Origin of the sequence: Paraburkholderia lycopersici (assembly GCF_900096975.1) — a bacterium.
Classification (GTDB): domain Bacteria; phylum Pseudomonadota; class Gammaproteobacteria; order Burkholderiales; family Burkholderiaceae; genus Paraburkholderia; species Paraburkholderia lycopersici.
Window position 1 is genome coordinate 117,506 of the sequence record NZ_FMYQ01000022.1, and the last position, 18,501, is coordinate 136,006.

The following is an 18,501-nucleotide window of genomic DNA, read 5'->3' on the forward strand; positions in this document are numbered from 1 at the left end:
CCCGCCGTGAAGTATCCCGACATCAAATTCCTGCGTTCCAGTATCCTTGACGGTTAGCTAAGACGACACCTTGATGATCGTTGTCCGAACAACGAATATCGTGGCGTTCCTGCGGTTTTGTTCCACGCATCAGGTTTACCCTGGTCATGGACACAAACAAGGGCGGCGAGCGCCGGGCGTGGCTGACCGGCTCGTACGCATTCAGGTAGACCTCTTCGTACTTGATGCTGCGGCACACCCGTTCGACGAACACATTGTCGCGCCAGCTTCCCTATCCATCGACAGCCGGATGCCTCGGACCAGCACGGCCTCGGTGAACGCGTTCGCCGTGAACCGGCTGCCCTGATTCGTGTTCCCAATGTCGGACTGTCCGTATCGCGCGAACGCTTCCCAAGGGTCTCGACAGCGTGCGTTGCTTCCAGCGTGATGGCCACCCAATGCGCAGGAATTTGGCGAGCCGCCCAGTCCACCACGGTCGTCCGGCGTACTCAACGCGGCTTGAACAACCGTCCCGGGTGGGGCCGGATGGGCGACGTTTCACGAAGGCGTGGTAGCCGCGCGTCTCGTCGCGCGCAACAGATCGCGCACGATGCCGTCGAGCGGCGTGTCGGGCCCGAATTGTGCCGCCACGCCATGGGCTGCGAGCCGCGCATGGTCTGCGCGCGCAACAATGCCGCCCACGACGACCGGCGCTTCGACATCGGCCGCGCGCAGTGCTTCGATCAGCGCTGGAACGAGGCTCAGGTGTGCGCCCGCGAGCGTGGAGACACCGACAATGTCCGGCGAGCGCGAGGCCGCCCATTGGGCAGCCTGCGCGGGCGTCACAAAGAGCGGGCCGATTTCCGTCTCGAAGCCAGCGTCGGCGAGCGCGGCAGCCACCACGCGCACCCCCCGATCGTGGCCGTCCTGCCCGAGCTTGAGCAGGACGATGCGCGGTGCGCGGCCACGCGTTCGCCGCCAGTTCGCTACGGCGTCTTTCGCCCCCTCCCAGGCGGCATCGCTTGCACGAGCGCGCGCCCACGCGCCTCGGTCCGCTCGCGCCGGCGCGCTCCAGCGCGGCCAGATCTGTTCGAGCGCCGATGTGCATTCGCCGATAGTTGCGCGCGCATGCATTGCGTCGATTGTCGCCGCGAGCAGATTGCCCTCGCCGCTTCTCGCAACCTCAGCGAGCCGCTCGAGCGCGGCGCGCACACGCCGTGGATCGCGACTCGCACGCAGCCGCCGGAGCCTGTCGACCTGAAGCGAGCGTACCTTCCGTGCGTCGACGTCGAGACTTTCGCTTTCGTCGTCGTGCGGCGCGCGAAAGCGGTTGACGCCGATAACCGCGCGTTCACCGGCATCGGTCTGTGCCTGAATGCGCGCCGCGCCCTCGTGCACGCGCGCCGCAACCCAACCCGATTCGATTGCCGCGATCACGCCACCTTGCGCGTCGATTTGCGCGAGCGTCGCGCGCACCGCCTCGACGGTGCGGGCCGTAAGCGCCTCCATCAGATACGAGCCGGCCCAGGGATCGACTACGTCGCACAATCCCATCTCGTGCTGCAGGATCAGTTGCGTGTCGCGAGCGAGCGTCGCTGCGTCTTCGCCGGGCAGCGAAAGCGCCTCGTCCCACGCGTTCGTGTGCAGCGACTGCGTGCTGCCGAACACTGCGGCTATCGCCTCGACTGTGGTGCGCACGATGTTGTTCTGCGCGCGCCGCGCAGTCAGGGTCGAACCCGCCGTCTGGCAATGCATGCGCAACTGCATGGCACGCGGATCGCGCGCGCCGAGCGAGCGCGCGAGCTCGGCCCACAGCACGCGCGCGGCGCGCAGTTTGGCGATCTCGCCGAAGAAGTCGCGTCCAACCGCGAAAAAGAAGCTCAACTGGCGGCCAACGCGATCGACGTCAACGCCGGACCCGATCAGCCGCCGCACATACTCGCGCGCATTCGCGAGCGCGAGGGCGAGTTCAAGCACGCCGTCCGCGCCAGCTTCCTGGATGTGATAGCCGGAAATCGACATCGCGTTGAAATGCGGCATGTGCTCCAGCACGTAGCGCACCACGTCCGTCACGATCCGCATCGAAGGCTCGGGCGCAAAAATATACGTATTGCGCACCATGAATTCCTTGAGGATGTCGTTCTGGATGGTGCCGCGCAACTGTGCTGCGTCAACTCCCGCCTCCTGCGCCGCCACGATGAATGCCGCGAGCACCGGCAGCACAGCGCCGCTCATCGTCATGGAAACGGAGACGCGGTCGAGTGCAACACCTTCGAACAGACGCGCCATGTCGTCCACGGAATCGATGGCGACACCGGCCACGCCCACGTCCGCAGCGATGTCGGCATGATCGGAGTCGTAGCCGCGATGGGTCGGCAGATCGAAGGCGACCGAAAGTCCCATGGCTCCCGCCTCCAGCGCGCGTCGGTACGCGAGATTCGATGCGGCGGGGTCGGCATAGCCAGCGTATTGGCGGATCGTCCACGGCCGCCCGGTGTACATGCTCGCATGCACGCCACGCAGATAGGGATACTCGCCCGGCCCGGTGTCGAGCCAGGGCACGCCTTCGAGATCGGCTGCGGTATAGAGCGGCTTGCGCGGCAAGGACGTCGTGTCATTCATGCGACCACCGTTTGTGCGTGACGATATCGGCAATGCGCACGCCGTCCGCCGCGCGCGCTATCGAGCACCAGTGCGAAAGGCCCTCGTGGCCGGTGTGACGCGCGCCAAATGTGAGCGTCAGGCGATCGCCCACGTTGGCGTTGCCGTAGAAGGCCATGTCGCGTTCGACGAGACACGGCGGCGCGGATTGGGACGTCGAGCGCCAGTGCCATTCGGCGCGCTCGACCATCGACTGGAAACTGGCAAAATAAAGGAGACGCGCGCCGTTAAAGTCGAGCGAGGGACACGGCAGGTACTCGACAACATGCTGCGTGGCGTGTGCCGCCCGGTCGAGATGTCCGTGCCGCGTCCAGTCTCGGGTGCGAAACCGCTTTGCCAGCGCGGCGAGGTCGGCCGCCGCCGGTGTCGCGCGTTGCGGTGCGCCGCCAAACATTGCTTTGCATACCGAACGGTTGTCGCCGCGGCGTTCGCGGCGCACAAAGGTGGAGATCATCTCGACACTGGCGATGGCGCTCTCGGGCGTGAACACGCGGAAAACGCCAAAGTGCCGTGCGCGCGCGATGCGCTGCACGTCTGCCTCGATGGCGAAGCGCTGATGCTCGCCAACCTCGTCGAGTCGCGCTTCGCGCACGCGGATCGCGGTGAACGCGGCATACGACTTCTGCCCCTCGTCGTCGTAGAAGTCCGGCGAGGCGAGACCTGCCTGCTGCGCAAGCGCGTTCCAGTGCAACTGCCCGCACGTGCGCAGAAGCCACTGCTCCGAGAGACCGGCGAAGGCCAGCTCGGGCATGCCGGCGACATACTGCGTGCGGGAGGTGCCCTGCGTCTGCGTGCGCCCGGCCGCCGGCGCCGTTTCACGCCGCGCGCGCATCGGGTTTCGCCTGCGCGATAATCCGGTCCGCGAGATACACGGCGTCGCGCGCAATACCCGAGAAACGCCCGGAACCCCACGTATGCAACCACGGCAGCCCGAGAAAATAGAGGCCGCTCTGCGCCGTGATGCCGCGTACGTGCCCCGGATACCCACGCCCGTTGAACACCGGCAGGTCGATCCAGCTGAAGTCGGGCCGAAAGCCGATGCACCAGACGATGCTGCCAATGCCGCTTGCCGCGAGGTCGAGCAGCTCACGCTCCGCTTGCGGCGCCCAGAGCGGGCGATAGGGAGCGCCCGGCGGCGCGTCGATGCCCTGCTGCGCGATGAACCGGTCAATCGATGCGTTGATGCGGTTGTACGTGTCGTCGGCGCTGTCGAGATTCGCGCACAGGTTCGGCGCGAATCGCAGCATTCCGTCCGCATAGTCTTCGAGCGCGCCGTACAGCTCCATGCCTTCGCGCGCGAACTTGCGCAGGTCGATGTCGCGCCCGCCGTCGCGCCCCGTCACGTAGTGATTGGTGTTGTCGCGCACGCCCTCACGCAGCGGATGTTCCTCGACCGGCATGTCGTAATACTTCATGTCGGCAAGCCAGTCGACCACGTCGCGACCGCGATAGAACCGCGCGCAACGCGGCGCTTCGCCCACCGCGAGCACCACCTTGCGGCCGGCGAGATGCAGGTCCTCGGCGATCTGTGCGCCCGACTGCCCCGACCCGACGACGAGCACGGCACCTTCGGGCAACGCATCCGGGTTGCGATATTCCGATGACTGGATCTGCGCGATGTGGGCGGGCAGCCGCTCCGCCATGCGCGGCATGATCGGCGTGTGGTAGCCGCCCGAGGCCACGACGACCTGATCGGCGCTCAGCGCACCGTCCGAGGTCTGCACGAGAAAGCCGCCCTGCGGTCGGCGCGCGACACGCGTGACGGCCACGCCTTCGCGCACGGGCGCATCGACGTGACGCACGAAGCCGTCGAGCCATGCGACGATCTCATCCTTCTTCATGAAGCCATGCGGATCGGTGCCGCGATAGGGATAGTCGGGCAACGCGCATTGCCAGTTCGGCGTGACGAGGCAGAATGCGTCCCAGCGCTGTTCGCGCCAGGTGTGCGTGACGGTGCGCTTTTCGAGTACGACATGATCGATGCCGGCCTGCTTGAGGCAATAGCTCATCGAGAGGCCGGCCTGGCCGCCGCCGACAATGGCGACGCTGAAATGGCCCTCGGCGGGCGCATGAATGGACATATAGACCTCCTTGTGAGGCGTTCGCGGCGGCAACGCCGCTGCGACGCCGTGAATCAATCGACGCTCACGACGGTGACTTGCGCCGCCGGTTGCGAGCGGAATGGTTGTGCTGCCCGCTCGATCACGTCCCACTGATCGAGCGCGGACGAACACGCATAGCCGAACTTCTGACGCACGCGCTCGGACGCCGCCGCAAGCGCATCGCGCGCGGTATCGAGAAAAGCCTCGAGCGGATAGTCGCCGGGGGACAGGTAGTCGCGAACGATGGTCGAGGGCGAATAGCAGCGCGCCTCCGTGCCGTCCGGCCAGCGCACGACGAAATGAGTGACAGGCATGGTTGGATCCTGGTCAGTGCTATGAAAGTTCGTTTTCGAATGCGCGCGTCGCGCGTCGATCCGCGGGTACGATGAAAGGCTGCTCGTCGAGCCGCCAGACGCTGCGCGTCTCGCCCTGCCAGCGCACGTCCACTGAGGGCTCGGCCTGGAGCTCGCCGATCCCGGCGCACGCGATGCCGCGCGCCTCGAAGCGCTCGATCACTTCCGCGGCGTGTTCGTCGCGCACGCTCAGCAGGTAGCCGTAACTCGGAAAAACCTGCAGCCAGCGCGCGAGCGGCACGTCGTCGGGTTTCGGCAGGCGGGCGAGATCGATGGCGACGCCCGCGCGCGAGCATTCCGCCAGCATCATCGCGGTGCCGACGATACCCGCCATGCTGATGTCCTTCGCCGCCGCGCACAGGCCGTCCTCGGCGATCTGCGCCAGCAGCGCGAGGTCTCCGCGCAGGCGTTCGGCCGGCGCTTCGGTGGCCGCGTTCCAGTAGGGATACGGTTCGACGAAGGCGCCGCGCAAGTCGACTGCCATCAGCAGCCTGTCGCCCGCCCGCGCCTCGAAGCTCGACAGCAGGCGCTTTGCGCGGCCGAGGATCGCGACCGCGAGTTGCGTGCGGTCGCTGCGCGCGTTGCTGTGTCCGCCCACGACAGGCACGCCGAGTTGCCGCGACGCTGCCGCCATGCCTTCGAGCACCTGCGCCGCGGGCGCGACGCCCTGACTCCAGATCACGTCGACGACCGCAATCGGCCGCCCGCCCATCGCGCAGACATCGCTCACGTTCACGAGCACCGAGCAGTAGCCCGCGAACCACGGCATCGCTTCGATCAGGTCGCTCACCATGCCTTCGGCAGCGAACAGCAGATAGCCTTCGCCGTCGGGAATCGCGGCGCAATCGTCACCGGCGGCCATCACCACGGAGGCGTCGTGGCCCGCGTCAAGCGCGGCGAGCATCGGCGCGATGTCGGTCTTGTGGGCGAGGCCGCGACTCGCCCGGATCGTCTCCACAATCGCGTCGAGCGTCATGCGGCCCTCCGCTGGTCGATAGCGAATCCCGCATAGGGCGTTGCACACGGCGGATAGTGCGCGAGATCGGCCCGCATGACGTGATGCGCACGTCCAAACACGATCACCTCTTCGAGCGTGCGCCAGTGCAGGCGACGAAAGAGCGGCGCGTTCTGCGCCTGCACGTGTGCGAGAAATGTTGTGCAGCCGAGTGCATGGGCGCTGCTTACGGCGAGACGAATCAGCGTCGCGCCGATGCGCCCGTGCCGGCGATAGTCCGCGCGCACGGCAAGCCGGGAGCCGTACCAGGTCGATGTATCGACGGGATCGCGATGAATGCGCACGGTGCCCACCACGCAAGGCGCAGCCCCATCCGCACCTCGTACGGCGACGAGCAGTTGCGCGGCTGCGTCGATTTCGTCTCGATCATCACCCGCGAAAATGCCCTGCTCCTCGCAGAACACGGCGCGGCGGATCGCCAGCGCCGCTTCGCGCTCCCACGTTTCGCCGGCCCAGCGCACGACGATCTCGTCGTCGGTATGGTTCGATGCGTTCATGCTGCCACCTTTTCGAACGAAGATAGCGACGAACATGCGCCGCATTTTCCACAGCCGGCCTTGATGTCGTCGGCACGCAGGCCCGCTTCGCGGATCATCGCCGCGAGCGGCGCGAGAACCGAGCGCATGAATTCGGGCGTGGGCGGCGCGTGGTCTTCGAGCGGCGTGCCCGCAATGGGCACGAACGGCACCACGAACGGATAGACGCCGATGCGCACCAGTTGCTGCGCGGTATCGAGAATGCGCTGCGGCGTGTCGCCGAGGCCAGCGAGCAGGTACGTGCTCACCTGTCCGCGCCCGAACACGCGCACGGCCGCTTCGAATGCTTCCATGTAGCGGCTGACGGGCACCGACGCCTTGCCGGGCATGATGCGCGCGCGCTCGGCCTCGCCGATCACTTCCAGATGCATGCCGAGCGTGTCGACGCCCGCTTCGCGCATGCGCGCGAACCACGCGTCGTCGTCGGGCGGCTCGCATTGCGCCTGGATCGGCAGATTTACCGCCCGCCTGATTGCCCGCGCACTTTCGCAAAGGATGGCCGCGCCGCGGTCGGGCGTGGCCGGCGTGCCCGTCGTGAGCACCATGTGCTTCACGTTGTCGAGCAGCACCGCCGCGCGCGCCACTTCGGCGAGCTGTTCCGGGGTCTTGCGCGCAATCGTTCGACCTGCTGCGAGCGACTGCCCGATCGCGCAGAACTTGCAGGCCTTCTTGCGGCTCTCGTAGCGGATGCAGGTTTGCAGCACCGTCGTCGCGAGCACATCGGTGCCGTGCAGCGTCGCGATATGCGAGTACGGCACGCCGTCGAGCGTCTGCAGCTTGTAGAAGCGCGGCGTCTTAGCAAAGGCGATCTGCGCGATGGGAACGATGCCGCGCCGGAGCACGCTCACGCCGGCCTCGTCGGGCGCATCCGCTACGAACGCCGAGCGGTGCGCGCCGTACGTATGAACCGGGACCATGAGCGCCACGCCGTCGATCACGACGGCCTTGTGGTCCGACGGTCCCGCGCCGCCGCGGCGCGAGAGGCCCGCCGCCTCGGGCTCGGCCAGGCGCAGCCCGCTCGACTGAAGCTCAGTCAAGAGTTGCAGGTTCGCTTCCGGCAGGTTGACGCTGGCATTCATCGTGGGCACTCCAGGTGGGAACGACGGGGGCGACGCTCGCCTCGTCGAGAGAAAACACGGGCGTGGCCGGCCGCTCGTTGATCGCGAGGCTCAGCAGTTCGGGCCGCGCATAGTGGCCGACCGAGTCCATCATGCGCTTGCGCTTGATGATGAGGGCCATGTCGAGATCGGCGATCACCATGCCTTCGCCCTCGCGCAGCGGCGCAGCCAGATGCTGGCCCTCGGGTGAGACGATCGCGGCGTTGCAGCCGCCGCGCAGCGCCTTTTGCAGCTTGGGGTCCGGCGTGATCGATTCGATCTGCGCGTTGCTGAGCCATCCCGTTGCGTTCACAACGAAGCAGCCCGACTCCAGCGCGTGATGACGAATCGTCACCTCGATCTGCTCGGAGAAAATCGGCCCGACGAGCGAGCCCGGAAACTGGCTGCAGTGGATCTCTTCGTGCTGCGTCATCAGCGCGTAGCGCGCGAGCGGGTTGTAATGCTCCCAGCATGCGAGCGCGCCCACCCGACCCACGGCCGTTTCCGCGACCTTCAGGCCGGCGGCGTCGCCCTGCCCCCAGATCATGCGTTCGTGGAAGGTGGGCGTGATCTTGCGGCGCTTCACCTTGATCTGGCCGTCAGCGTCGAAAATCAGTTGCGTGTTGTAGAGGCTGCCGTGATCGCGCTCGTTCACGCCGAGCACGATCACCATGCCGTACTGGCGCGCGAGCGACGCCACGGTGTCCGTGACGGGCCCGGGTATCGCCACCGCTGCCTCGTAAAGCCGCAGATGCTCGACGCCCGATTGCACAGGCGGCAATACGAACGAAAAGTACGGGTAGTACGGCAGAAAGGTTTCGGGAAACACGGCGAGCTGCACGCCCTCGCGTGCGGCGGCGACGATGGCCTCGCCCACACGCTCGAGCGTTCCCGCGCCAGATTCGAGATCCGGCGCAATCTGCACTGCCGCCGCGCGGACGACGCGCTTCGTGGATGTGATCGACATGGCGATACCCGTGCGCGTTCAAACCGTCCAGGTGTCGATCACGAGCGCGTTCGACTTGCGATGCAGCAGTTTCAGGTCGAGCACGTCGAGCGGATTGATGGGCCGTACGCCTTCGATCAGCGAGGCTTCGCCGTGGCCATAGAGCGCCTGCAACGCGAAGCGGCACGCGTAGACCTTGCCGCCTTCGGCCATGAACTTCATCAACTGGTTGTTGAAGTTCAGATGGCCCGGAAACGCTTCGGCGCCAAGCGTGGGAAAGCCGCGCTGCACGCCCAGCATCACGCCGGGACCGTAAAGCAGGATCGAGGTTTCGAAGCCCTTGCGCTGCAGCCGCGTGGCTTGCAGCATGTTGACGAAGCCGATGGAACCTTCGAACGCGACCGTGTGGAACGTGACGAGCGCTTTCTCGCCGGGTTCCGCCTTGATGTCCTCGAACACCTTCTCTTCATAATCGACGAGGAAATCGCCGGTCTTGTGGGCGGGCGTGGTGATGGCGGGCATTGCGTGACTCCGTTCATTGATTAAGGACTGTGGCCGACCGGTGGCCGGCGTCTCTCTTATTGCAACGGGTATGCCATCAAGCGGCACGCTTCATGCAATCAATTGGCAATCAATGTGGAGTGTCGCGAATGATCCAGACGATTTTTTTTCGCGAAGCGCGTGCCAGACTCGTATGCGCGCCGCGCCCCGGCGCTGTGGTAATCCGCCACGCCCCGGCGCGGGGCAATGGGCATTCGCTTCAGGTGCATGCGTGCATCAATTCGGATCATTCAATGCGATCATATGCAATCAATTGTTTATTTTCCGGCGCCCGTTCTTACTAGAATGAACGGGCCCATTTTTTAAAGCGCCCACGCACCCGTCCATGACGAACGTCACTGCCCATTGGCTCAAACGGCTCGCCGAAAGCGACAAGCCCGTTTATCAGACCATTCCCGACCTCATCGAAGAAGATGTGGCGAGCGGCCGTCTGCGCCCGCGCGACCGCCTGCCCGCGCTGCGCGATCTTTCGGACGCACTGAAGATCAATTACACCACGCTCGCGCGCGGGTACGCCGAGGCGCGCAAGCGCGGCCTGATCGACTCGCGCGCAGGCAGCGGCTCGTATGTACGCGGGAGGCCGCCCGCGGTGCCGTTGCGCGCGGGCACCTCGCTCGAAATGACCATGAACATGCCGCCGGAGCCGCCGGAAATGACGGCGCTGCTTGCGGAGTCGGCGGCGCAGATCATAGGGGCGGCCGACCCGTGGTTGATGTTGCGCTATCAGGATTTTGGCGGTTCGCCGTTCGAGCGCAGCATGGCGAGCCAGTGGTTGCGCCACACCCTGCCTTCGCACCGCGCGGATGCGTTGCTGGTGTGCCCCGGCATACATAACGCGCTCGTTGCGCTGCTGCTGCGGCTCGTCAAAGCCGGCGAAGCGATCTGCACCGATTGCCTCGCGTACCCGGGCTTGAAGGTGATTGCGAATCAGCTTGGCATGCCGCTCGCGCCGCTGCCGCGCGACGACGAGGGTCTGAGCGCCACGGCGTTCGAGGCGCTTTGCAAGACGCGCAAGCCAGGTGTGCTCTACTGCAATCCCACGCTGCAGAATCCGACCACACGCACACTCTCGCAGAACCGCCGCGAACATATTGCCGATATCGCGCTGCGCTACAACGTACCGATCATCGAGGACGACGCCTACGGCCTGCTCCCTGAAACACCGCCCGTGGCGCTCGCCACACTCGCACCCGAGCTGACCTATTACGTCACCGGGATGTCGAAGTGTCTTGGCGCGGGACTGCGTGTGGCCTTCGTCGTCGCACCGAGCGCCCGGCATGCCGAACGTCTCTCCGGTGCGCTGCGCGCGACCACGGTGATGGCAAGCCCATATATGTCATATCTGGCGGCACGCTGGATCGAGAGCGGCGTGGCGCAACAATTGCTGAGGGCAATTCGGGGCGAGTGCGAGGTGCGCCAGCACATGGCGGCGCAAATTTTCGCCTCGCGCGAAATCGAGGCGTCGAGCGACTGCTTTCATCTGTGGCTAACGGTGCCCGCCGATTCCGGCTGGAGTGCCTCTGAACTTGCTTCGCATTTGCGCACGAAACAGATTGGCGTGGTTTCCGGCGCCGCATTCAGTACGGACGGCAATCCGCCTAACGCCGTTCGCATCTGCCTGGGTGGCCCTGGCGACGCGTTTACGATGGAGGAATCGCTCCATCTCGTAGCAGACATGCTGGATCATCCGGACAATCTTCATTCCCCTATGTTGTGAGCCGCGACGGGTTCCGAGGCAAGTCCCGTATTTTTTGGGCTTTCCGACACGACGATTACAAACGCCGACCACGCGCGAGAAGTCGAACTTGTCGGCTGCTCTGAACTTCGTCTGGAGCGCTGCGTGCAGTCGATCCCATATACCGGATTTCTTCGTCGATGATTGATTTGCCCATTCCCTCGTTCCTGTTGTTACGACAATCGAGGACAGGTTACGTTAAGCGTTAACAGCCCCTATGAACTCTTTTTGATACCGTTTCCAAGCCGAAGCAGGATGCGTAGCAGCACAGGCAGCACCAGCAGCACGAGCGGCATCTGCACGATCAACCCCGAGATGATCGCGACGGCGAGCGGTTGCTGCATCGCGGAACCCTGGCCGATCGCGAAGGCAAGCGGCAGCAGCGCCAGAATGGCCGCGATGGTCGTCATCGCGATGGGCCGCAGGCGATTGCGGCCAGCGGCCTGCAACGCCTCCTCAAGCGGCATGCCTTCCTCGCGCACGAGCCCCTGAAACTCGGAAACGTAGAAGATCGCGACCTCCGTCACGATACCAACGATCATCGTCATGCCCATCATCGCGGAGATGTTGAGCTCGATGCCCGTCACCCACAGCCCGATGAAAACGGCGCCCGTGGCGAGCAGCGGCATGGCCATTACCGCGAGCGCGACGCGAAAGCGCTCGTAGAGAAATAGCAGCAGACCGAACACCAGCGCCACGGCCGCGCCGAACACCGCGAGCAGCCCTTTGAAGGCGATCTGCTGTTGCTGGTACAACCCGCCAAGTTCGTAATAGACGCCCGTAGGCAGGAGCGCGGGGTCGGCGAGCGCGCGCTGCACGTCGGCGATGGTCGAGCCGAGGTCCCGTCCGTCGATGCGCGCGGTCACCGCCACCATGCGCTTGAGGTTGTCGCGACTGATCTCGGGTTGGCCGCTCACGTGCACCGGGTCGGCAACGCGTGAAAGCGCGAACACGTGCCCATCCGGCGCGCGCAACAGCAGGCGTGCGAGCTCGGTGTCGGTCATTTGCAGCGCGCCTTGCGCACGCACGCGCACGCCAACCGTCTTCGGGCCGTTCTGGAACTGCGTGGCCACGTTGCCGTCCAGCAGGTCCGAGACCTGTTGCGCGATTGCCTGCGGATCCATGCCCTCGGCGGCCGCGGCGTCGGGGCGTAAGCGCAGATCGATGGCGTCGCCCGCGGGATTGATGCCGTCGTTCACGTCGACGATGCCGCCAATCTTGCCGATGCGTGCCGCCACACGCTGGGCGGTGGTGTCGAGCACATGTGAGTCGTCCGAATAGATCTTGATCTGCACGGGCTGCGGAACCGCCGTGAGGTCGCCGATCAGGTCCTCCATCAACTGCGCAAGCTCGACGCTCACCCCGGGAACTTTTGTTTCGACCTGCGAACGGATCTCCTCCATCACTGTATCGATTGGTTCTCGGTTGCCCGACTTCAGGCGCACAAAGAAGTCCCCTCTGTTCGGCTCGTTCAGGTCGCCGCCAAGTCCGGCGCCGGTGCGGCGCGAATACGTCGCCACATTCGGGTTCGCGCGAATGATCGCCTCGATTTGTTGCATCAGGCGATCGGTTTCGGTGATCGACGTGCCCGGCCGCGTGTGATAGTCGAGCACGAAGCCGCCCTCGTCCATCGACGGCATGAAGCCGCTCCCGACCCGTGTGAACGCGAGCGCCGAAAGCAGCGCAAGCGGAACCACGAGCGCGAGCACCCACATGGGTCGCGCGCTCACGCGAGCGACGAGCCGCGCGTAGGTGCGATTGAGCCATGCGGCGAAGCGCGTTTCGCGATGTTCCTCGGCATCCTTCGCCGTGAGCCAGTGGTCGCAGAGAATCGGGATGGCGAGCCACGTGACGAGGAACGAAATAAAGAGCGCGCTCGCCATCGTCACCGAAAGCGCCTTGAAGAACGCTCCAGTTACGCCCGAAAGAAACGCCAGCGGCACGAAGATGATGAGCGTTGCCGCGGAAGAGCCGGCGAGCGGCCGCGTGAACTCGAACGCCGCGCTCATCACGCGGCCGTGAAACGCATGCGCGCCAGCTTCGCGCATACGCCGCGCGATGTGCTCGATCATCACGATGGCGTCGTCGATCACGAGGCCCACCGCAGCCGCCATCCCGCCGAGCGTCATGATGTTGAAGCCCATGCCGAACACGTCGAGCAGCAGAATAGTCGCGGCCATCACGATGGGCACGAGCGCCACGGCGATGATGGTGATCTTCGTGTTGCGCAGAAATACGAAGAGCGTGAGCGCCGCGAGCACCACGCCGATCATGATGGCGTCGCGCACGCTGGTGGCCGAGGCGATCACGAGTTCGCTCTGGTCATACCAGTTCGAGAGCGTCACGCCATGCGGCATCTGCGGGCCAAAGTCCTTCAGGCGCGCGCGTATCGCTTGCGCCATCGCCACACTGTTCGCGCCGGGCTGCTGGTAGACGTTGATGAGCACCGCGTCCTGACCATCGGCGGTCACGCGAATCCATTGCGGCACAGTCCCCTGTGTGACGGTGGCTACATCGCCGAGGCGGATCTGCGTCGCGCCCCCGGACGAAACGACCACGTTTTTCAGCGTATCGAGCCCGCTGAAAGCAGAATTCGCCACGACGAGATAGAGCTTGTCGTGGTCCTCGATGCGCCCGGTGGCCATCAGCACGTTGCCCGCACCGATCGCACGCGAGATATCGGCTACCGAAAGCTTGTACGCCGCGAGGCGCGCGGGATCGACGGCGACTTCGAGCTCGTCGCGCGCCCCGCCCGTCACGTCCACGCGCGCCACACCCGCAACGGAGGAAAGCAGCGGACGCAGCTGGAACTGGGCGAGGTCGTAGCGTTGAGAAAGCGACAAGCGCGACGACGTCAGGCTGTACGCGAGCACCGGAAACACCGTCGGGTCCATACGGCGCGCCTGCATGGTGGTGCCGGGCGGCAGCGTCGCAAGGATCTCGGCAATGGCCGACTGTGCCTGCAACGTGGCTTGCGCCATGTCCGTGCCCCAGTCGAAATTCAGCGAGATTTCCGCCGCGCCCCGGCTCGTGCGGGATTCCACGTCACGCACGTTCGGCACGCGCCGCAACGCTTCTTCCACCGGCATGGTGACGAGTGTCGCCATCTGTTCGGCCGGACGGTCGCCCGCGTCGAGCGAAATCACGGCGCGCGGAAACGAAACGTTCGGAAAGAGCGAGATCGGCAGACGCAGCGCGGTGAGCGCTCCGGCAAGCGCGGCAAGCGCGATCACGAACAACAGCGAACGACTGTGGCGCGGCATCCACTCCCTGAACGTCATCGCGCGCCGCCTTGCGCCACGCGCACGGCCATGCCGTCTTCGAGTTCGTAGTTGCCAGCGACGACAAGCGGCCGCGAGGCGTCGAGCGCGCCATCAACGCCGAACGTATCGCCATGCTCGACCTTCACCGTCACATCGACGCGGTGCGCCTTGTTGTTCGGCGCGACCTGATACACATGACTGCCCTTCTCGTCCTGGAGCACCGCGGCGCGCGGCACGTTCCACCACGTACCGGTCTGCGTGTCGATGTCGGCCCGCACGCGCGTTCCCGGCAGGAATGCGGTGCCCGTGAGCGGCACGTTCGCGCTCACGTTCACGAGCTGGCTCTGCGCGTCGATGGCGGCGCCGACGAGCACGATGCGCCCTTGCGCACGCTGCAAACCGAGCGAGGCGGACAGCGGGCGCAGCACGACACGATCTCCGGCGCGCAGCGAGAGCGCGTCGGCGGGTTCGACGCCCAGCGAAATGTTCGCGGCATTGCCCGCTGGGCCGCTCGACGTCACGAGTTGGGCGAGCGCCGTGCCCGCCTGGATCCGGTCGCCCGGCACCGCGGCAAGCTGCGCGATGGCGCCGGCCACCGGCGCCGTGATCGTTTTTGAACCCAGCGCAACGCCTGTCGCTTGTTGCGCAGCGAGCGCCTGCTGTGCGTCATCCAGCGCTTTTTGCGCCGCGGCGAGTTGCGATTGCGTGGCGAGACCGTCGTGAAAGAGCGAACCGGTGCGCGCGAGTTCGCCACGTGCGAGCGTCGCCGCGCTTTGTGCCTGCGTATAGGCGATCACGGCGTTCGGATCGGCTTGCACGACGAAGAGCGCAGCGCCTTGCGCCACGGTCTGGCCGGGCTGGACGAGCACGCGCGTGACGCGTGCGAGATACGGCAGGCTGATGGTCGTTGCGTTCGAGGCCGCAGACGCAACCGAACCATACGCGACAACGGTTTGGGCAATCGGCTGGCGCATCACGCGCACGACCTGCACGGCGGCAGACGGCGCAGGCGTGCTGTCCGATGCGCCGGCGTCATCTGCGTGCGCTGCATGCGGTGCGAAAAGCGTTGCGCCAGCAGCGAGTGCGGCCGCAGCGCCCAGTGCGCAGACGGCGACACGCGTGCGCGTGCCGGGAGAAAAGCGGTGCTCAGTCATGAAGATCAACGTGCAACGATATTGTTAGAAAGCGCGCTTTCAGCAGTGGCGCCTCGCGCGGGCGGAGTCTGCTCCGGATCGGGAATGGCGCTGCCGAGCAGCGCCTGGAGGCCAATGCGCTGCTCCGCTAGCGCTTCGCGCGCGTTGGCGGCATCGATGTGACGCGCGAGCGCCGCGGTTTGCGCGTCGACGTACTGGCCGAGCACGATGTTGCGCGCCGCGTAGGCGTCTCGAGCCTGCCCGGCGGCACGCTCGAGCGCTGGCAGTGCAGCGTCATCCTGATCGAGTTGATGCCCGGCGATCGCACTGTCGGCTCGCAGGTGGGCGATATCGGCGTAAGCAGCGTTCAGGCGCGTCTGGTATTCGTCCGCGAGACGCTGCCGAGTTGCCTGCTCGATGGCGATATTGCCGCGATTACGGTTGAAGACCGGTAGCGTGAGATTGATCGCGAAGCCACTCGTGTAGATCTCCGAAGTGTCGCGCTGCCGCGTAAAGCCGACGGAAAGACCTGGAAACTGGTTGAGGATTGCGGCACGGTACTTCTGCTCCTGCGCCTCGTAGCCCGCCTGGAGCGCGACCAGATCGGGACGGCGCTGGGCCAGCATCGCAACGGCGGCGTCGAGCGTGCCATCGGGCATCGGCGTGACTGCCGTATCGCCGGTGAGCGCAAGCGCCGTGTCAGGCGCGAGGCCGAGCAGCGCATTGAGGTCATGGTGCGTCTGCTCGTGTGCGTGCTGCATGTCGGTATATTGCTTGCGAGCGTCTTCGTATGCGGTGAGCGCCGCGGTGACGCTGTCTGACGTCACGTTGCGCTCGCTTGCCGCGTGCGCGGTGCGTTCGTATCGCATGCGGGCGAGCGCCGTCTGCTGCGCGAGCAGCGGCAGCACCTCATCCTGAAAGCGTGCTCTCACGTAGAGCTGTTTCGCCTGCGCCACGATCTGCCACTCCTGCCAGAGCAAACCGAGGTCGGTCTTGCGAACTGCGGCATTGGCGGACTTCGTGTTCGCGCTACGCGTGACAATCGCCATCACGTCCATGCTCAGGCCGTAGCTGAACGCGCGCGACAACCCAATCGCAGCGGGATAATCGCTCGATATGCCCACCTGCGGATCCGGCAGTAGTCCTGCCGAAAACGCTTGCGCTTGCACAATGCCGAGATCGTCACGCGCAAGTTTCAGGTCGGGATTATTGGCGACTGCCAGCATCGCGACGTCTTCGATGTCAAAGCCGTTTGACAGGTCGAAGCGATGCGCCGCAAGGTCGGGCAGCGGCATTTTCGCGGGATCGATCTGCACGCGTGCGAGCGCATCCTGCGTTGTCAACGAAGGCCCCGTAGCCAAAGGCTGCGCCTTGTAGCTTGCGCAACCGGCAAGCAGTGCCGTGCCCGATGCAAAAGCGATGAGTGTGGCACGCGCGCGATTCGGCATATTGAAGCGAAAGACGCGCAGATACGTTGCGCGAAACTGCGGGCTGGACAAAATGCACTCCTTGAGCCGATCCCGCGCAGCATGAATGCGCGAGCAGGGACCTGAAAGCAAACACCACACGTTGGTAGCGTTGCGTCAGGCATGCGGCGCATTCTGCAGGGTTAACGCTTATGCAATCCTTAAGCAGGCCTTTGCTTTCAATCTCTGCGGCCGATTCGCCGTCAAATATGCGACGCGCTCGGCGCCGAGTTGCGTTCCGCTTTCGGAGATCGTCCGCATTCTGACTTCCAGATAGGCGCTTACCATAATTCGTGATGGGCAGCGAGCGCGCCTTCTCCTCCGTGTCGGGGAACTGCGCCGCCTGGCAACGGAGCAGCAAGGGAAAGAATGGATCTTCCGCGTTGAATGCGCGGGAATCGACCAGTTGCTTGAGCATGCAAACGTCAAGCGCTCCGTCACGCAAAATCGGCTCTGCGATGGCGAAGCGGCCACCCGGCTTGAGTATGCGGTAGACCTCCCGTATTGCCGCGGGCTTATCTTTCATACGCCAGAAGCACTCGCATCGTGGCGGCGTCGACTGCATCATTGGCGATGCCGTCCAGATTCCCGGCGCTGCCGTGTACAAACGCGCACTGCCCTCTCACGCGCGGGCTTTGGGCACTTTCTTCTGTGTGCCGCAGCAGTGGAGTCGAAATATCGGTTATGAGCACCCGGATCGAGGCGCCGACTCGTTCGATCGCGCGAAACCCGACGAGACCGTCCCCCGTCCCGATGTCGGCCAATATCATGCCAGGACGAAGGTGGACATCATCCAGCACACGGTCTGCGTATCTTGTGAACTCGGCACGGACAATGCGCTCATGGGCGCGATCATCGTCACGACGCCGATGGAGGATCCATGTGAACCAGTTGTCGTGGGTGCCGTTTCGAGTGGCAACAAGATAGGTTTCCAGGGAAACTTGATAGGCTTTCGGGATGGTAGCTTTGTATTCTGATGAAAACTCCCTATCTAAACCCTATTCCCGACGTGGAACCATATTTTCTCGATGTCAAAGCGCCTCTTTAACCTGAATAAAAGTCGCTCTTATTCCAGGCGGTACCGTCGGCGATTTTGATGGCTAGACCCGACACGTCACGGGACATCAAGAAACCCGGACCCGATCGATTTTTAAAACAAACCGTTGACCATTCTGAATGGTGCTGGCCACGTTTGTCAGCAGCGTCAACGAACCGGATATCCACCGTAGCGGCGTTTCGCGATCACGTCGACAAGGTCGCGGAAACGAGCGGCACGGCCACTCAGACGCGATATGAATTCGTCCAGGTTTCCACCTTGATTGCCATGGCAGAGGCAGGGCTAGGTGTCGCGCTCTTGCCACGCATTGCCATTCCGGCTTCAACGCGCTTGTCTTCCATGCTCATCAAACCGAGGCTCAAACGTGTCATAGCGGTCGCGAGCATCAAGGGAGCCCGCCCCTCGCCCACTGTGAACTACTTCATCGGCATGTACGGCGAGTTGATGGCACCGTCGTAAACGCGGCTATAACGCCAGCTACTGAATCTCGCTAACGAGACCGGGCACGACCGTGAACAGGTCGCCGACGAGGCCATAGTCGGCCACGCTGAAGATCGGCGCCTCTTCGTCCTTGTTGATCGCGACGATCACCTTCGA

The 18,501-nt window shown here is 64.8% G+C and carries 16 protein-coding genes and 1 pseudogene; 2 read left to right on the forward strand and 15 right to left on the reverse strand.

Going from position 1 to position 18,501, the window contains the following annotated elements; genetic code table 11:
* Positions 1–22: 22 nt before the first annotated feature.
* From BLU17_RS32565 to BLU17_RS22205, 10 genes are all read right to left on the reverse strand, one after another.
* Complete coding sequence (locus BLU17_RS32565; RefSeq protein ID WP_143189313.1) at positions 23–253, reverse strand: hypothetical protein; 231 nt, start codon at positions 251–253, stop codon at positions 23–25.
* A 284-nt stretch (positions 254–537) separates the two neighbouring features.
* Positions 538–2,601 (reverse strand): methylmalonyl-CoA mutase, encoded by a 2,064-nt coding sequence (gene scpA / locus BLU17_RS22165; RefSeq protein ID WP_092001304.1) that lies wholly within the window; start codon positions 2,599–2,601, stop codon positions 538–540.
* Positions 2,594–3,472 carry a Pnap_2097 family protein gene (locus BLU17_RS22170; RefSeq protein ID WP_245746968.1) on the reverse strand — a complete coding sequence of 293 codons (879 nt, stop codon included), beginning with the start codon at positions 3,470–3,472 and terminating at the stop codon, positions 2,594–2,596. Before BLU17_RS22170 ends, scpA begins: the two co-directional genes overlap by 8 nt.
* Entirely contained in the window at positions 3,456–4,721 is a 1,266-nt protein-coding gene (locus BLU17_RS22175) for an MSMEG_0569 family flavin-dependent oxidoreductase (protein WP_092001306.1), read from the reverse strand. The genes BLU17_RS22170 and BLU17_RS22175 overlap by 17 nt, the downstream gene beginning before the upstream one ends.
* A 53-nt stretch (positions 4,722–4,774) precedes the next feature.
* Positions 4,775–5,056 (reverse strand): MSMEG_0570 family nitrogen starvation response protein, encoded by a 282-nt coding sequence (locus BLU17_RS22180; RefSeq protein WP_092001308.1) that lies wholly within the window; start codon positions 5,054–5,056, stop codon positions 4,775–4,777.
* Between the two features lie 19 nt (positions 5,057–5,075).
* Positions 5,076–6,071 carry a sll0787 family AIR synthase-like protein gene (locus tag BLU17_RS22185; protein ID WP_092001311.1) on the reverse strand — a complete coding sequence of 332 codons (996 nt, stop codon included), beginning with the start codon at positions 6,069–6,071 and terminating at the stop codon, positions 5,076–5,078.
* Complete coding sequence (locus BLU17_RS22190; RefSeq protein WP_245746969.1) at positions 6,068–6,607, reverse strand: MSMEG_0567/Sll0786 family nitrogen starvation N-acetyltransferase; 540 nt, start codon at positions 6,605–6,607, stop codon at positions 6,068–6,070. The genes BLU17_RS22185 and BLU17_RS22190 overlap by 4 nt, the downstream gene beginning before the upstream one ends.
* Positions 6,604–7,725, reverse strand: a complete 1,122-nt coding sequence (locus BLU17_RS22195; protein WP_092001316.1) for an MSMEG_0568 family radical SAM protein — start codon at positions 7,723–7,725, stop codon at positions 6,604–6,606. The genes BLU17_RS22190 and BLU17_RS22195 overlap by 4 nt, the downstream gene beginning before the upstream one ends.
* Entirely contained in the window at positions 7,676–8,710 is a 1,035-nt protein-coding gene (locus BLU17_RS22200; protein ID WP_092001319.1) for a Nit6803 family nitrilase, read from the reverse strand. The genes BLU17_RS22195 and BLU17_RS22200 overlap by 50 nt, the downstream gene beginning before the upstream one ends.
* 18 nt (positions 8,711–8,728) lie before the next feature.
* On the reverse strand, positions 8,729–9,211 hold the full coding sequence (locus BLU17_RS22205) for an MSMEG_0572/Sll0783 family nitrogen starvation response protein (RefSeq protein WP_092001322.1): 483 nt from the start codon (positions 9,209–9,211) through the stop codon (positions 8,729–8,731).
* A 364-nt stretch (positions 9,212–9,575) separates the two neighbouring features.
* Between BLU17_RS22205 and BLU17_RS22210 the strand changes: the two genes are divergently transcribed.
* Positions 9,576–10,967, forward strand: a complete 1,392-nt coding sequence (locus BLU17_RS22210; RefSeq protein WP_092001325.1) for an aminotransferase-like domain-containing protein — start codon at positions 9,576–9,578, stop codon at positions 10,965–10,967.
* Positions 10,968–11,200: 233 nt separating this feature from the next.
* Here BLU17_RS22210 and BLU17_RS22215 read toward each other — a convergent pair whose 3' ends face one another.
* The 4 genes from BLU17_RS22215 to BLU17_RS34590 all read right to left on the reverse strand — a co-directional run bounded on the left by BLU17_RS22215 (position 11,201) and on the right by BLU17_RS34590 (position 17,617).
* Complete coding sequence (locus tag BLU17_RS22215; protein ID WP_092001327.1) at positions 11,201–14,266, reverse strand: efflux RND transporter permease subunit; 3,066 nt, start codon at positions 14,264–14,266, stop codon at positions 11,201–11,203.
* The gene (locus BLU17_RS22220; RefSeq protein ID WP_092001366.1) at positions 14,263–15,402 is read right to left on the reverse strand and encodes an efflux RND transporter periplasmic adaptor subunit; all 1,140 of its coding nucleotides are present in this window, start codon (positions 15,400–15,402) and stop codon (positions 14,263–14,265) included. The genes BLU17_RS22215 and BLU17_RS22220 overlap by 4 nt, the downstream gene beginning before the upstream one ends.
* 5 nt (positions 15,403–15,407) lie before the next feature.
* The gene (locus BLU17_RS22225) at positions 15,408–16,880 is read right to left on the reverse strand and encodes a TolC family protein (protein WP_342713848.1); all 1,473 of its coding nucleotides are present in this window, start codon (positions 16,878–16,880) and stop codon (positions 15,408–15,410) included.
* Between the two features lie 482 nt (positions 16,881–17,362).
* Positions 17,363–17,617 (reverse strand): class I SAM-dependent methyltransferase, encoded by a 255-nt coding sequence (locus BLU17_RS34590; RefSeq protein ID WP_092001330.1) that lies wholly within the window; start codon positions 17,615–17,617, stop codon positions 17,363–17,365.
* 326 nt (positions 17,618–17,943) lie between these two features.
* Between BLU17_RS34590 and BLU17_RS22235 the strand changes: the two genes are divergently transcribed.
* The gene (locus tag BLU17_RS22235; RefSeq protein ID WP_092001333.1) at positions 17,944–18,363 is read left to right on the forward strand and encodes a LysR substrate-binding domain-containing protein; all 420 of its coding nucleotides are present in this window, start codon (positions 17,944–17,946) and stop codon (positions 18,361–18,363) included.
* Between the two features lie 18 nt (positions 18,364–18,381).
* On the opposite strand, the pseudogene BLU17_RS32570 reads toward BLU17_RS22235, so the two are convergent.
* Positions 18,382–18,501: pseudogene (locus BLU17_RS32570) on the reverse strand (electron transfer flavoprotein subunit alpha/FixB family protein); the annotation flags it as partial.